Source organism: Joostella atrarenae (assembly GCF_021764745.1).
Taxonomy (GTDB): domain Bacteria; phylum Bacteroidota; class Bacteroidia; order Flavobacteriales; family Flavobacteriaceae; genus Galbibacter; species Galbibacter atrarenae.
This window is the reverse complement of the sequence record NZ_JAETXX010000008.1, coordinates 69,842-86,151: the sequence shown is the minus strand read 5'-3', so window position 1 is coordinate 86,151 and position 16,310 is coordinate 69,842. Positions and strand designations below refer to the sequence as shown.

Annotated in this window: 9 protein-coding genes; all 9 read left to right on the top strand. The window is 33.2% G+C overall.

Annotated elements, in window-relative coordinates; translation table 11 throughout:
• Window positions 1-142 precede the first annotated feature (142 nt).
• Complete coding sequence (locus JM658_RS12225) at window positions 143-3,601, top strand: SusC/RagA family TonB-linked outer membrane protein (RefSeq protein ID WP_236959555.1); 3,459 nt, start codon at window positions 143-145, stop codon at window positions 3,599-3,601.
• A gap of 104 nt (window positions 3,602-3,705) precedes the next feature.
• Window positions 3,706-5,265, top strand: coding sequence for a RagB/SusD family nutrient uptake outer membrane protein (locus JM658_RS12220; RefSeq protein WP_236959554.1), 1,560 nt, complete (start codon window positions 3,706-3,708; stop codon window positions 5,263-5,265).
• 16 nt (window positions 5,266-5,281) lie between these two features.
• Window positions 5,282-5,878: a fasciclin domain-containing protein gene (locus tag JM658_RS12215; RefSeq protein ID WP_236959553.1), complete on the top strand. Its 597-nt coding sequence runs from the start codon at window positions 5,282-5,284 to the stop codon at window positions 5,876-5,878.
• Between the two features lie 13 nt (window positions 5,879-5,891).
• On the top strand, window positions 5,892-6,326 hold the full coding sequence (locus tag JM658_RS12210) for a hypothetical protein (protein ID WP_236959552.1): 435 nt from the start codon (window positions 5,892-5,894) through the stop codon (window positions 6,324-6,326).
• Between the two features lie 31 nt (window positions 6,327-6,357).
• Window positions 6,358-7,662 carry a thioredoxin family protein gene (locus JM658_RS12205; RefSeq protein WP_236959551.1) on the top strand — a complete coding sequence of 435 codons (1,305 nt, stop codon included), beginning with the start codon at window positions 6,358-6,360 and terminating at the stop codon, window positions 7,660-7,662.
• A gap of 207 nt (window positions 7,663-7,869) precedes the next feature.
• On the top strand, window positions 7,870-10,200 hold the full coding sequence (locus tag JM658_RS12200) for a polysaccharide lyase 6 family protein (RefSeq protein ID WP_236959550.1): 2,331 nt from the start codon (window positions 7,870-7,872) through the stop codon (window positions 10,198-10,200).
• Window position 10,201: 1 nt separating this feature from the next.
• Window positions 10,202-12,469 carry an alginate lyase family protein gene (locus JM658_RS12195; RefSeq protein WP_236959549.1) on the top strand — a complete coding sequence of 756 codons (2,268 nt, stop codon included), beginning with the start codon at window positions 10,202-10,204 and terminating at the stop codon, window positions 12,467-12,469.
• A 14-nt stretch (window positions 12,470-12,483) separates the two neighbouring features.
• Window positions 12,484-12,834, top strand: a complete 351-nt coding sequence (locus JM658_RS12190) for a cupin domain-containing protein (protein WP_236959548.1) — start codon at window positions 12,484-12,486, stop codon at window positions 12,832-12,834.
• Between the two features lie 437 nt (window positions 12,835-13,271).
• Window positions 13,272-16,298 carry a SusC/RagA family TonB-linked outer membrane protein gene (locus JM658_RS12185; protein ID WP_236959547.1) on the top strand — a complete coding sequence of 1,009 codons (3,027 nt, stop codon included), beginning with the start codon at window positions 13,272-13,274 and terminating at the stop codon, window positions 16,296-16,298.
• Window positions 16,299-16,310: the final 12 nt, after the last annotated feature.

Genomic DNA, 16,310 nt, shown 5'->3' with positions numbered 1-16,310 from the left:
TAGTATTTGGTCGTTCTATCCGGTTTTTGGATGCTGTTAACTAATCAATTAACAACAAAAATCATATAAATGTATGAAAAAAAATCTATCGAAGGGAGCTACTTGCTTCCTGAGGCGGTATGAATGTGAAATTGTGAAAATAATGAAGCGAACACTCTTTATTTTTATGGTTTTTATGCATGTATCAGTTTTTGCTTTTGCCCAAAAAGTTACCATGAATATGGGAGAAGTAACACTTCATGAAGCATTAAAAGAAATTAGAGAACAATCAAATGTAGAATTCTTCTATAGTAGTAAAACCTTAGATTTAGATAGAATTGTAGAAGCAAATTTTGAAAATGTAGAGCTTATAGATGCAGTTTCAAGATTGGTAGGAAGAGATTATATTGTAGAACCTCAAGGAGATGAATTATATCTTATTATTCCAGCCAAAAGAAATCTTCAAGAATATTTAAATGTTTCGGGAGTTGTTCAAGGTACTAATGGAGAGACATTACCTGGAGCAACAATTATGGTTACAGGAACTATGATTGGTGTTTCTGCAAATTTAGAAGGTAAATTTGTTATAGATATTCCTGTTAAACCAGGAGTAACACCTTCTATTAAGGTTACTTTTCTAGGTTATAAGAGTAAAGAGATAGTTATCGGTGAAAATACGAATCTTGTAGTTACACTTGAAGAGGATGTAAACTCTTTAGAAGAGGTAACTGTTGTAGCTTATGGGGAGAGAACCGAAAAAGAACTAATCAATTCGGTTTCTTCAGTAAAAGCAGACGCAATTAAAGATATGCCTTCTTCAAATCTGGAAAATCTTATGCAGGGGCAGATGGCTGGAGTTGCAGTTACAAATCGTTCTGGTTCTCCTGGAGGAACAGGTACAATTGTTAATATTAGAGGTCAGAATTCATTAATGGTTGCTGGGCCTGATGGAAGTTTAATCAATGATGGATCTCCTTTATACGTAGTCGATGGGATTCCAATTATTTCGGAAACGAACTCTAGTTTAGGAGTTAGTGGTTTAGCTGATATAGATCCTGCAACAATAGAATCCATGGAGGTCCTAAAAGATGCTTCTGCGGCTGCTTTATATGGGTCTAGAGCAAGTAATGGTGTGGTTCTTATCACAACTAAGAAGGGTAAAACAGGAAAAGCACAGATTAGTGCAAGTGTATCTACAGGGTATAGTGTATTACCTAAAACTCCTGTACAAACTATAGGGAATGCAGAGCGTCAGTTTGCTTTGAAGTTTGCAGAAGGGGCTACAGCTGCTTACTATGACTTTGCCACAAGGACTTACATTATACCTGAATCTTATAAAGAGTCTTGGGGAACATCTGGAGTTTTAGATTGGTTTTGGGGTAATGGAAGAACTGGAGGAGCATTTACACCAGAATTACAAGATAGTTTGAATAATTATTATAACAATAGTTCAAATTGGTGGGATTATTTTTTCCAAACAGGAAAAACCCTAAATGTAAATTTAAACGTAAACGGGGGTTCAGAATTATTTAAATATAATATAGCTCTTGGTCATTATAACGAAGAAGGAATAATGGTAGGTACTGCATTTAATCGTTATAATCTAACGGCGAATATGGATATCAGACCAAGAAAAAACTTAAAGATTACTTCTACAAATTATATGGCATATACCAACCGAGGTTTAGGGTCTAATAGTAATAATGGTTCTGCTAATATGGTAGGGTCTCCAGTGTCCTCTTCTTCGTTGTATGGTATAGACAATCCTATTGCTATTCAGCAAGCAAATAGTATTGCAGATACAGAGCAGAAAAATAATACATATAGGTTAAGATCAGGCTTGAGAGTAAGTTGGGATATTGGTAGTGGCTTTAACTTTACATCCACTCCTTCTATAGATTTTTCTTTAGTAACCAATAATTTATTTGTGCCATCTTATTTAAATGATCAATATGGCTTGTCACGTTCAGAAGGGACGAATACTATGGGGATAGTTATGAGTTGGGAGAATACTCTAAATTATACCAAAACACTTAATGAAGTTCACAATCTTGAATTATTGGCGGGTCAAGGATATACTAGTAGAATAAATAAAGTGAATTGGGGACTAGGATTAGGAATGGCAAGTGATGATATTCATTATGTACCAGAAATACCAGAATCTGCTGCAGTTATAGATCAGAATGGAGTATCTATAATTACTAGAAACTATTCTTCTAGTTTTAATCAATCTACATTGCTTAGTTACTTTGGAAGAGCAGCATATAATTATAAACAAAAGTATTTAATAGAGGCCACACTTAGAGCGGATGGTTCTAGTACTTTTGGAGAAGATAATAGATGGGGAACTTTCCCTTCTGTTGCTGCAGGATGGAATTTTTCAAGTGAAGAATTTATGCAAGATTTTTGGTGGCTTAGTTCTGGTAAACTAAGAACATCTTGGGGGGTAACAGGGATACAATTTAAAGATCCATACTTAGCTCATGGTACAGTATCAGATGCAAACTCACCATATTTCTTAGGAGTACCAGGTTTAGCACCAGATCAGGTTTCTTATAATAATTTAGGATGGGAGGAGTCGCAGCAATTTGATATAGGATTGGACCTAAACTTTTTTGAATATAGAGTCAAATTAGTAGCAGATTATTACTATAAATTCAATAAAGATCAGATTTATAATGCTGCACTTCCTGGAAATGTTTATTATGAAACATCTACTTGGAGAAATACTTTTTCTACATCTAATCAAGGGGTAGAGCTTTCATTACAGTTAGATTTACTAAGAGATACAGAGGTTAAGTGGAGATCTAGTTTCAATATTGCAAGAAACTATAATAGGTTTGAAGAGAGTTTTAATGATAAAGATGTGGATAACTTTGTATTAGGAAATCCTTTATTTGGGTTTAATGTTTATGTACAGGATGGATACATAAACAGCGAAGATGAAATTCCAGATTATTATAATGTAGATGGATCTGTAGTTAGCCAAAATCAAGCTGGTAATACATATCCTACGCAAGTGGGAATGAAAAAAATTGCTGATTTAAATGGAGATGGAAGAATTAATGATTTAGATAAAGTTTTTAAAGGAAGTCCGTTACCTAAGGCTACAGGAGGTTTTAATAACGACATCACTTGGAGAAATTTCAATCTTAATTTCTTATTTACGTACACTTTATCAAAATCTATAATTAATGCAGTGCCCTATACTGCTTACACTAATAGTAGAAGTCCAGGTTTAAGTAGATTGTTTTTTGATGTTGATGATGTAGATTTTTGGTCTGAGGCTGGTTATGCAGAAGCAGGAGAATCTTATGATCCATTTTTTCCAACAGCAAACTTAGGATATGGTCCACAGTCAGACCCGATGGTTGATACTAATATCGAGACTGTAAATTATGTTAGATTAAAAAGGTTGAATCTCTCTTATAATTTCAATGAGAATTGGATGAAAAAGATAGGAATGGAATCGGCAAGAGTGTTTTTTACTGCTGAAAATTTATTCTTATTAACCAACTATTCAGGTTTAGATCCAGAAGCAGTTCCTTATTCAGGAGTAGACACCTTAGATAATTATCCGTTACCAAGGATTTACACCTTAGGATTTACAATTAATCTATAATAAAAATGAAAAGTAATATGGAGGTCTAAGGTGCTCTAACGAGTACCAAAGCAATATAGATAATGTGAAGATTTCTTTACAATTCATTAAAAACGAATAAAAAAATGAGAAGATTTTTAATCCCTATAATATTTATAGCACTAATGCTAAATTCTTGTGCTGATGCACTTGATATTAAACCAGAAGATAGGCAATCGATTACCAATGCATTTGATGATGATAGTGAGTTGATGGGCTTTGTAATCACTATTCAAGGTGAAGTACAACGCCTTATGGGAAACGATTCTCATCAGCAAATGGGGGCTGCGGCAGATAGATGCGATAACACTGGTTATTTAAATCTTAGGAATTTAGTGCCAGCTACTGTTAAAAGCTCTTTCTATAGCAATTGGAAAGAGTATTATGATGTAATATATCTATGTAATTTGATAATTGAAAATATAGATCAAGCGGAGGGTAATATTTCACAAGATCGAATGGATTTTTATATAGGTCAAGCTCACTTCTTCAAAGGGTGGATGTATTATGAATTAGGTCGTATTTGGGGGAATGCTATTATAACTACTGGTACCAATAATTTTGAAGCCTATGAAAATAGCACAGACCAAGAGGTTATTGCAGAAGCTATTAAAAATGTAGAATTAGCGTATACTAAATTAGGTCGTTATGGAGAATTATATGATGATGTTGGAACTCCTTTACAGTCTAAGCAATACGGAAATAAAGGAGCTGCAGCTGCCTTACTAGCAAATATATATGCTTGGCAAGGGAGCATGGTAGAACTTTATGGTTGGGATGGAGTTTCAGCATCCGATGCCTATACTGCTTCTATTGATTGGTCTACAAAGTTGATTTCTGGAGATGAAGCTGCAGAATATGACCTTGCTCCAGATATAGAAACTATGCTGGATTTAAATTTTAATGGTTGGGATCCATCTACTAGAGTTGCAGCGCGAGAAAGTATACTTGAAATTCAACGTTTTTATCTTTCAGATAATTCTGGTGGTTACATAGCTCCTATTATTGAAAAATATGTAACCTGGCCAGTAGATATTAATGATGCGACTTCCTATATAGAAACTGGGAGAGTGGCATTTAAATTTGAAGCGAATACTATTCAGAATATGTACAAGGGCGAAGATGCCCGTAAAGACACCTACTTCTATAAAGTAGATTCTATGCAAACTGCTGGACATGAGTTTTCATATCCGTACAAAGTAACAGAAGGTGTTTATCGTGTTACTAGTCAGACTACAGGTAGGGTAAGTATGACAGGGTTAAACTGTAATAATATCTACATAAGATTGGCCGGAATATATTTATTAAGAGCAGAATGTTATGCTAAACTAGGTAATGATGCTGCTGCAATTCAAGACTTAAACACTATTAGGTCTAGAGCAAATGCTGATTTATATCCAACAGCGGAAGATATAAATTTACAATATGCAATTTTCAAGGAAAGAGAGAAAGAATTATTAATGGAAGATGGAAGATTTTATGATGTATTGAGAAATAATTATATAGATACAGAGCTTCCTCCAGCATTTGCAGAGCTAAGTGATCAAGATATTCAAGATGGTGCTTTGTATTTATTTATTGGTAGTGACGCCTTTACTAACAATACACTTTTGAAACAGAATATTTATTGGAACCGAGTAGATTAAAATGAAAATTATACAGATGAAAAAGATAGCAGTTTATTTCCTTGTATTCACTATGTGCTTAAGTTGTACAAAAAATAACCTTATTGATAGTGGAGTTGCAAACGGAGACTTAGAGGATAAAACCATTTATGAATATCTACTTACAGATGATTATAACTGGGATTTAACAGTAGAGATGATAGATCATGCTGGTTTAACTAATTTATTTAGCGGTGAAGATCCTGATTATGATGAAATTATGTTTATGGGATTAACATCTCATTCTATTAGAAGATGGCTGTACAATCAGAATTTAGAGACGATTGCAGAAACAGATCCTGAAGTCTGTAAAGAAATATTATTAAACCATGTATTCACAGATGTTTATATGCGAGATGATATTCCGGCAAGGCAAGATGGAGGGGTGTTTATTACTTCTATTGGAAATGCAGAGATTCAACTTTTTACAGAAGAAGAGATAGATCCAGTATATGGGGTTGGTCCTGTATTTGTAAAATTTAATTCTGCGGATGGAAATACAGTTCGAGATGCTCAAATAGCTTCAGCAGATATTCATCCATCAAATGGGGTAGTACATTCTATGCATTACGATTACATTATTGATAAACTTTAAAATTACAATTTCGATGAAAAAATCAATTATATATATACTGATAGTCTTTATAGGGCTTATAAATGTAGGTTGCGATAAAGAAGTTGGGTTTTTAGATGTTGAGAATGCAGAATACTTGCCGAACACAATGACAATTCGCTTAGAGCTAGATCCAAGATTAGATGCCTTAAGGATTGAGAATGAATCCCCGTGGGTTTCTCAAAAAATAAGTGGAGTTCTAGGAACAGAACCATTATCATTTTCTATAGCAGAAGTTAGATCAGAAGAATTAGATGAAGCAGCGGTAGAATATTTCTCAGAACAAGTTTCTGTACAAGGATTAGGACAGATAGTATATCCTTTAAGTACAGATACTGCTCCCGGAAATTATATTGTAAGTGTAGGAATTCATAATACAGGTGATTATTATGAAGTCGTTAAAGATGCGATAACCATCACTGTAGAGTAATAATGAATATTTGAATAAAAAATAATTAAAAATGAAAATTAATCGATTATATATAACATTAATATTTGTAGCCGTAATAGCTATAAATAAAGTACAAGCCCAAGGTGTAAGCTTTTTTGAAGGAACCTATAAAGAAGCTTTAGCTGAGGCTGAAAAAAGGGATGTCCCTTTATTTATTGATTTTTATGCTGATTGGTGTGCTCCTTGTAAAATGATGGATAAAAATGTATATGTGGATGAGAAATTAGGAGCTTTTTTTAACGAAAATTTTGTTTCTGTAAAAGTAGATGTTGAGAATGAAATTAATTCTCAACTTGTAAAAGAAAACAAAATCACATCTATGCCAACTCTTATGTTTGTTGATGCTAATGAAAACGCTTTGTCTAAGGTTAGTGGTTCTTTAGATATCGATAATATGTTTCAGATGGCGCAAACAGTAACTGGAGATGTTAAGAGTTTTGAGGAGATTTATGAGGAATACCAAAAAGATGATGAAAATCTTGAAGTAATGGCAGAACTTTTAAGTAAAGCTCCTGCATTTGTAACACTTCAGGAAGGAATTAACAAAAAGAAATGGGTAGTAAGAGTAGATCGAGTGTTCAACGATTACATCGATGTTAAGATGACTCAAGGAGATGGACTAGTAAATAAAGAAGATTATGTAATCATTAAAAAATTCCATAAGCCTGAAGGGATGAATGATAAAATTATGGAATACATAGTTGATCATATGGAGGGTTATCTTGAAGAGGTGGGTGAACCTGTAGCGTTTTATGTTATTCAATACAACACAGAACTAGCGGAAGGACTTGCAAAGAATGGAGATAAAGATTATATGATTCCTTTGGAACGTATAAATGGAGATATGAAGCTTGCGTATAATACAATTGAAGGAAATAATGGTAATCAATATGAACTATCTAAAACTAATTGTGATGCTATTTATGCGCTTTTTAAAGATAAAGATGTAGATAAATATATCTCATTAAAGAACCAGTATTTTAAGCTTCAAGGTGATCAATTATCTCCTATGAGTCTCGCTCGCTCTGCGCAAGTAATGTATGAAGCAGGAGGAAATAATATAACTAAAGAGCAAAATGAGGAATCTAAGAAATGGATAATTCAATCGTTAACAGATACAAATATGCCTATTTTAGAACGAGTTAATATTACTAGTTTATTAGGAGACGTTTATAAAAAGCTTGATGATTATTCTTCAGCAAAAAAAGCATATAATCAAGCTTACATAGAGAGTGCACAAATAGATCGTATGCAGCTAAGAAAATATATCCAAATGTTGATTAAGCGAAAAATAGAACTTTTAAAATTAGAATAATTACTTATAGTCTTTAATAACCACACCAGGCTGCCAATATTGGCAGCCTTTTTTATGCGCTTCATTTGCGAGGGGTTCTAAAAGTTAAGAAGCATAGTGAGTAATTGATATTTTATTAGGCTATTTTTTATTTTATCGTTAATTAATTTGGATAAAATTTAATTATTCATATATTTGGTCAACCAAAGTGGTAAACCAATTTATTTTATGAAAAACTTTAAAACTTTATACTTAGCATTAATAGGATTTACAATGTTCTGTTGTGCTCCAAAAACAGAAGTAGCTACTATTAAAAATGTAGAAGAACTGAATAGTGCGCTGAGTAATGTTAAACCTGGAGACACTTTAATATTAGCTAATGGAATCTGGGAAGATTCAGAATTGCTTTTTGAAGCTCAAGGGAAAGTAGATAGTTTAATTACATTACGAGCAGAAGAAAAAGGAAAAGTAATTTTTACGGGTAACTCTAACCTTAGATTAGCAGGAGAATATCTTGTTGTTGAAGGTTTGGTTTTTAAAGATGGTTTTACTCCAACAAATGAAGTTATTTCTTTTAAAAAAGATAACGATCATCTTGCAAATAATAGTAGACTCACCCAGTGTGTGATAGATAATTTTAGTAATCCAGAAAGGCATGAGCCAGATACTTGGGTTGCGATTTATGGTAAGAATAACAGAATAGATCACAATCATTTATCAGGGAAGAGAAATAGAGGAGTGACGATGACTGTTAGATTAAATACAGAGGAAAGTCGTGAGAATAATCATAAAATAGATCATAATTATTTCGGTCCAAGGCCTACTTTGGGTTCTAATGGGGGAGAGACGTTACGTATAGGAACAAGTCATTATTCGTTAACCAATTCCAAAACATTAGTAGCATCTAACTATTTTGATAGATGTAGTGGGGAGCTTGAAATTATCTCAAATAAGTCTTGTCAGAACACCTTTAAGAATAATATTTTTTATGAGTGTAAAGGAACATTAACCATGAGACATGGAAATGAAACATGGGTAGAGGGAAATGTTTTCTTAGGTAATAGAAAGCCTAATACTGGGGGGATACGAGTAATTAACGGTCAGCAAACAGTTATTAATAATTACTTAGATGGTATTACAGGATATCGTTTTAGAGGTGCTTTTGTGATGATGAATGGCGTTCCAAATTCTCCAATAAATAGATACTTTCAAGTGGAAGATGCACGAGTAGAAAATAATACATTTATAAATTCAGACCATATTCAGTTATGCGCGGGGAGCGATGAAGAACGAAGTGCAACACCTATAAATTCTGTGATAGCAAACAATATCTTTTATAATGAAAAACAGGATCAGTTATTTACTGTTTATGATGATATTTCTGGGATTTCATTTGACAATAACATTATCAGTCCTAATGTAAAACCACTAACAGAAGGTGGATTTGTTCAGAAAAAATTAGAATTAGTAAAAGATGAAAACGGATTGTTTACTGCTTCCGCAGATATAAAAGCTGGTGCTACCATAGGGGATTCAATTCCATCAAAGAAAACAACTGGAGTAGCTTGGTATAGCAAGAAAGATGCGGAACCTGCGTTATCTAGTGGTGAGGTCATTAAAGTAAAACCAGGATTAAATACCCTTAATGAAGCAGTTGCAAATGCAAAAGCGGGGGATATTCTTCAATTAGAATCTACAGCTCCTTATCAATTAACAAAAACTATAACGATTGAGAAGCCATTAAGCTTTATTGGAGATGAAAATCAGAAGGCAACAATCTTATTCGAAAAGAAAAATGTTTTTGAAATTGCCAACGGAGGTAAGCTATCTGTAGCAGGAATTGTATTTGACGGGAAGAATGCACCAGATAGAACAGGAAATTCAGTTATTACTACGAGTAAGTACTCTATGAATGACAATTACAAGCTTTTTGTAGATAACTGTAGCTTTATAAATCTTGATGTAAACCATTCTTTTGATGCTATAAAAGTGTATAAAAATACATTTGCAGACACCATTAGTATTAAAAACTCTAACTTCAATAAAATTACTGGTGATGTAATCTCACTAAATAAGGAAACTGAAGATATTGGAATTTATAATGCGGAATATGTAATATTAAAGAATAACTTATATTCTAATATTGAAGGGGTTGCATTAAACTTATACAGAGGAGGAAAAGATGAAAGTACTTTCGGACCATTTTTGGAGTTAGATCATTGTGTTTTTGATAATGTAGGGAAGGGAAAAAGAAACACTCAAGATGCAGCAGTTTCTTTATATGGCGTGCAGGTTGTGGATATGAAGAATAGTATTTTCTCAGATTCTAAGACTTTAAAGGCGCATTTGGTAGTTGGAGAGCCGATAGTAGATATTTCTAATTTAAACTTTCATAACACGCCTAAACCAATAGTAACAGGAGATCAAAAATATAATATGGAGGAGCTTTATGATGTTACTCCAGTATTTACAGATTCATATTTAGTATCTAAAGAATCAAAGCTTAATAATCAAGCTACAGATGGGAAAAGCATTGGCTTGATAAAAGAAAAATTATAATATGAAGAAGGTAAATAACAACTTTTTAATAGTATTAATATGTGTAGTTTTTTCTAACTGCATATATGCTCAAAAGCAATTTTCTACGGAAGAGCATCCTAGTTTAATATTAACAAAACAAGGAGTAGCTTCTATTAAAAAGGAATTAGGGAATCTACCTTTGTTCGATGCTACGTTAAAAGAGACTAAAGAAGAAGTCGATGCAGATATAGCTACAGGAATTCATGTGCCAATCCCTAAAGATATGGCTGGAGGATATACACATGAACGTCATAAGAAGAACTTTTATATCCTTCAGAAAGCGGGAGTATTATTTCAAATTCTAGGCGATAAAAAGTATGCAGAGTTTACGAAAGACGTACTTTTTGAATATGCTAAAATTTATAAAGGACTACCATTGCATCCAGAGGAAAGGTCTTATTCTAGAGGGAAGATTTTCTGGCAATGTTTAAATGATGCCAATTGGTTGGTATATATGAGTCAGGCGTATGATAGTATTTATGATTGGTTATCTGAAGAAGATAGAGATTATTTAGAGTCTGAGCTTTTTATTCCTTTTGCTGATTTCTTATCAATTGAAAACCCTAAATTTTTTAATCGTATTCACAATCATAGTACATGGGGAAATGCAGCTGTAGGAATGATCGGATTAGCAATGCGTGATACTACCTTGGTAAATAGAGCGCTTTATGGATTGGATACTGAAAATTTAGACTTATCAGAGAAGGATAACGACGGGGGAACCATTTTTGATGCTGATGGAAAAGCTGGATTTATGGCAAATCTTTACGAGGCTTTTTCTCCTTCGGGATATTATACAGAAGGACCATATTACCAGCGTTATGCCATGTATCCATTTATGGTTTTTGCTGAAGGGCTTTATAATACAGGTTGGGATAAAGATATTTTTAAATTTAAAGATAATGTGTTGATTAAAGCCGTGAGTGCTTTGGTGCAATTAACAGATTCAGATGGGGATTTCTTCCCTTTAAATGATGCACAAAAGGGAATGTCTTATTATACAGGAGCTATGATTAATGCTGTTGATATTGCATATTATTATGGAGATCAAGATCCGTCACTTTTAGAGATTGCTAAAAAGCAGCAATCTGTTACATTGAGTTCTGCGGGATTAGCTGTGGCTAAAGGTGTTGCTGAAGGTGATTTTACATCTTCAATTAAGAAATCTATAGAATTATTAGACGGTCCTAAAGGAAATCAAGGGGGAATATCAATATTAAGACCTCTACAATCGAAAACACCAATGTCTTTAGTCGTTAAATATACATCTCAAGGAAGTAGTCATGGGCATTACGACAAGCTTTCTTTTTCTTTATATTCAGATGGAGATGAGATAATTCAGGATTATGGCTTGGCTCGTTTTGTAAACATAGATCAGAAGAATGGAGGAGGGTATTTAAAGGAGAATACTACTTGGGCAAAACAAACAATAGCTCATAATACTATTGTTCAAGATGAAAAATCGCATTTTAATGGAGATTATGAAACAGGAAGTAAGTATAACCCGTTAAAATATTTTTCAGATTTTTCAAATGATAACATTCAGATCGTCAGTGTGAAAGATAGTAATGCATATCAAGGAACAAAGCTTCATAGAACAATGGCATTGGTAAATATAGATGGCATTGAAAATCCGCTGACAATAGACATTTTTAAAGTTTCATCAGAAGAGAAACATCAATTTGATTTACCGTACTATTTCTTTGGACAAATAATAAGTACAGATTTTAAAATGGATAGCTTTTCTAGTTTGACTCCTTTTGGAACAGATAATGGATATCAACACCTGTATAAAGAGGCTTCTGGGAGTAGCAATAAAGAAACAGCTAGTTTTAGTTGGTTGTCAAATAATAAATTTTATACACTTACGAGTTCAACTTCAGAAAAATACAAATTGTTTTTTACTCGTTTAGGAGCAAAAGATCCAGAATTTAATTTACGGAGAGATCCAGGTTTTGTTATCAGAAAGAATAACACAGATAACGCTATTTTTGCTTCAGTTATAGAAAAGCATGGTGGTTATAATGCCGTTACTGAAAAAGCTAGTAATGCTTTTAGTAGTATAAAAACTATTGAAGTTTTACCATCCGATGAAGCATATACTGTGGTAAAAATAAGAACAATTACAGATAAGATAATAGTTTTGGCTATAGCAAATAATGATGCTAAAGTAAAAGAAAAACATTCAATAAAAATAAACGGAACTGACCTTAGTTGGAAAGGGCCTTATTACCTATTAATTAAATAAAAAGTAAATAAAAAATGGAAAAAACATTCGGAACAAGCGACAAATTTATCAAAGGAGCTGAAATGGAATGGGAACAAGTTGCTGAAGGAGTGAAAAGAAAAATTATGGGCTATGATGATAAAATCATGCTTGTAAAAGTTCACTTTGATAAAGGTGGCGTAGGTTCCATGCATGAGCATTATCACTCTCAAGTTACCTATGTAGTGAGTGGAAAGTTCGAACTTACTATTGACGGAGAAACAAAATTGATGGAAGGAGGGGATTCATTTTACATTCCACCACACGAAATGCACGGAGCTATTTGTAAAGAGGAAGGAGTGTTAATAGATGTTTTTAGTCCTATTAGAGAAGATTTTATGGAATAAAAGTCACGCTATTGTCTAACTGATTATTTTGAGTGCAGTTTTTTGTTAAAAAAGCATTTTTAACTACAATATTTTACCAAAAACATTTTTAGTTAACACTTAAATAACATATATTTGGTAAACCAATTTGGTAAACCAATTATGATTAATTGAAAATTATGAAAACAAGCTCAACATGAAAAATTGATTTTAGCACCAAAAAAAAGGACAGGCGCACACCTATCCTTTTTGTAAAACTTCGTTAAGAAGTAAATTTAAACATGCAATTACTTAATAAGTAATTTGAAGTTACAAAGATACATATTTTCATAAGTAACTTCAAAAGTTAATACACCAATTACATTTAAGTAAATAGTGAATAGGATACTAAGTTATCCCTAGGGATTATTTGTTAAAATTTAAAACTAACTAAATATTATAAACTTATGAAATTCAAGATGTTAACTATATTTTTGATAATGATTGTATGTCATTATTCAGGTATAGCACAAGATACATATTTACTAAGTGGTACAGTTGTATCCAAATCAGATGGAGTTCCAATTCCTGGAGTAAATGTACTAGTTGCTAATAGTAGAAATGGGGTTGTTACCGATTTTGACGGTAATTACTCAATAAACATAAAAAATGGAGATAAAGTTTCTTTTAGCTTTATTGGTTTTATTGAGCAAACCGTAACAATTTCAGGTCAAGAAACTATTGATATTGCATTAGAGCAAGATTTAGAAGAGCTTGATGAGGTAGTTATTGTAGGGTATGGATCTCAAAAAAAGAGTGACATTACGGGAGCTGTGTCTTCAGTAAAGTCAGAAGAGTTAACTGCATTTCCTACTGGTAATGCGGAAGAAGCGCTTCAAGGACGTGCCGCGGGTGTTGTTGTTCAGTCTAATAATGGTGGTGAGCCTGGAGCACCTATCAGTATAAAAATTAGAGGTAATACATCTATAAATGCTAGTAGTAATCCGCTTATTGTTGTAGATGGATTTGTAGGAGCTTCGATGCCTCAAGCTACAGATATAGCTTCTATGGAAGTTTTAAAAGATGCATCGGCAACAGCTATATACGGTTCTAGAGGTTCTAATGGTGTAATTCTAGTAACTACTAAAAAGGGTAGAAGTGGTAAAATAAATGTAGAGTTTAATACGTCTTACGTTATGCAGAATACTGCTAATGAAATAGACTTATTAAATGCAGATGAGTTTGCCAATTACCAAAACGATATTAGAGCTAATACGCAAAGCACAAGTGCTTATACTCAAGGGCCAGCGGATACAGATTGGCAAGATTTGATATATAGAACTGGAAGTACAGAAACGTATCAACTTTCTGTTTCTGGAGGTTCAGATAATATAAACTTCTATGCATCTACAAATTACTTCCAACAGGAAGGGGTTTTAATTAATTCTGATTTCGAGAAATTAACATTCTTATCTAATGTTGATGCGAATGTAACAGACAAATTAAACTTAGGAATGAATCTTTTTGGTAGTAGAGAAGAGAAAAATGGAGCTGCTACACAATCGGATGGTTCTGTTTCTGCAGGGGGAGATGACGTTATAACGCTAGCTTTAAGATATGCTCCAGATCAGCCAGTTTACGATGCTGATGGTACTTATAATGCAGGAAACTCTATTGGAGATCCTGTGGATAATCCATATGCAGTTGCTACAGAGCGTATAGATGAACTTAAGACAGATAAATTTAGAGCGAATTTATATGCGGGTTATGATATTCTAAACAACCTTTCTTTTAAATCAACATTTGGTTTTAGTACAGAAAATAGAACAAGAGGTATTTTCTCTCCTTCAACTTTAAAAATTACTTCTGCAGGTAACGATGGAAGAGCATCTATTCAGTATAATAAAAATACTACATTATTAAGTGAGAATTATTTAACATATAAAGCAGAAATAGGGAAAGGGAGCTTAACTTTATTAGGAGGTTATTCTTACCAAAAATCGGTTTCCGAATATAGCTATATGGAAGCAACAGGATTTCTTTCTGATAGTTTTTCTTATTATGGTTTTGGTTCAGCAACAAATGTTTTACAGCCAGACTCTTCTATTTCTGAAGTTGAAATTCAATCTCAGTTTGGACGTTTAAACTATGACTTTGATGATAGATATTTAATCACGGCTACAGTTAGACGAGATGGTGCATCAAACTTTGCTGAGAACGAGAAGTATGCTGTTTTCCCATCAGGGGCTTTAGGATGGAAAATTTCTAATGAAAGCTTTTTGGAAGATAGCCAGACTATAACCAATTTAAAATTAAGAGCTAGTTATGGTGTTACTGGTAACCCTTCTATTGGTGCTTACGAGTCTTTAGCAAGGATACAAGGAATTTATGCGTCTAGCAACGGGCAAACTGTTAGTGCAGTTACTCCAGACCGTCCTGCGAATCCAAACTTAAAGTGGGAGTCTTCATACCAAACTAACTTCGGTATTGATTTAGGACTTTTTAGCAACAGATTAAATCTTTCAGTAGATTATTATGACATTGATACCAAAGATTTAATATTAATAAATAATGCCTTACCAGAATATACGGGTTATTTAGATGATGAAATTCTAACAAATGTTGGTGAGATTAATAATAATGGTGTTGAGGTTTCTTTAAACACGATTAATATTTCTAATGAAAACTTTCAGTGGAGAACAGATTTTAATATCGCATTTAACAATAACGAAGTTGTTAGCTTAGTTGGAGGTTTAGATTACTTCGGAAATGCAGCTCCATCATATTTTTCTCATGATAGAAGTTATGTGTTAAGAGAAGGAGAATCTGTAGGTTTATTCTGGGGTTATGATTATGCTGGAGTTTATCAAGGTGGAACTGCACCAGAAGGTACAGCTACTTTAAACGGAGGGGTTGCAGGAGATCCATTATTTGCAGATATAGATGATAGTGGAGACATTACTGAAGCTGATAGAACAACTATTGGTGATCCAAATCCAGATTTCACTTGGGGTTTCACAAATACATTCTCATATAAAAATATCGATTTGAATATCTTTTTTCAAGGTTCTCAAGGAGGAGAGATTTTTAATATGACGAACGTACAATTATCTAATGGAGATGCCAATACAACTCAAGATAATTACAACAATGCTTGGACACCTAATAATACCAATACAGATGTGCCAAGAGTTGGAAATAATAGTAACAGAGAAATATCTTCTCGATTTGTAGAGGATGGTAGTTACGTAAGATTGAAGAATTTAGCTATAGGGTATAATTTCCCATCTAGTTTAGTAGAAAAATTAGGAATGGAAAACTTCAGATTATCTCTTAGTGTACAGAATTTGTTGACTTTTACTAGTTACTCTGGTTTAGATCCAGAAGTAAATTATGTTGGTTCAGAAGGAAGTAATAATTTCTCATCGAATACGGCACAAGGATTCGATTTTGGAAACTATCCTACTGTAAGATCTGTTAATATGAGCCTTAGCGTGAAATTTTAATCATAAAAAAAG

Coding starts and splice junctions, on each gene's coding strand:
- JM658_RS12225 (WP_236959555.1), top strand. CDS start 143: ATGAAGCGAACACTCTTTATTTTTATGGTTTTTATGCATGTATCAGTT.
- JM658_RS12220 (WP_236959554.1), top strand. CDS start 3,706: ATGAGAAGATTTTTAATCCCTATAATATTTATAGCACTAATGCTAAAT.
- JM658_RS12215 (WP_236959553.1), top strand. CDS start 5,282: ATGAAAAAGATAGCAGTTTATTTCCTTGTATTCACTATGTGCTTAAGT.
- JM658_RS12210 (WP_236959552.1), top strand. CDS start 5,892: ATGAAAAAATCAATTATATATATACTGATAGTCTTTATAGGGCTTATA.
- JM658_RS12205 (WP_236959551.1), top strand. CDS start 6,358: ATGAAAATTAATCGATTATATATAACATTAATATTTGTAGCCGTAATA.
- JM658_RS12200 (WP_236959550.1), top strand. CDS start 7,870: ATGAAAAACTTTAAAACTTTATACTTAGCATTAATAGGATTTACAATG.
- JM658_RS12195 (WP_236959549.1), top strand. CDS start 10,202: ATGAAGAAGGTAAATAACAACTTTTTAATAGTATTAATATGTGTAGTT.
- JM658_RS12190 (WP_236959548.1), top strand. CDS start 12,484: ATGGAAAAAACATTCGGAACAAGCGACAAATTTATCAAAGGAGCTGAA.
- JM658_RS12185 (WP_236959547.1), top strand. CDS start 13,272: ATGTTAACTATATTTTTGATAATGATTGTATGTCATTATTCAGGTATA.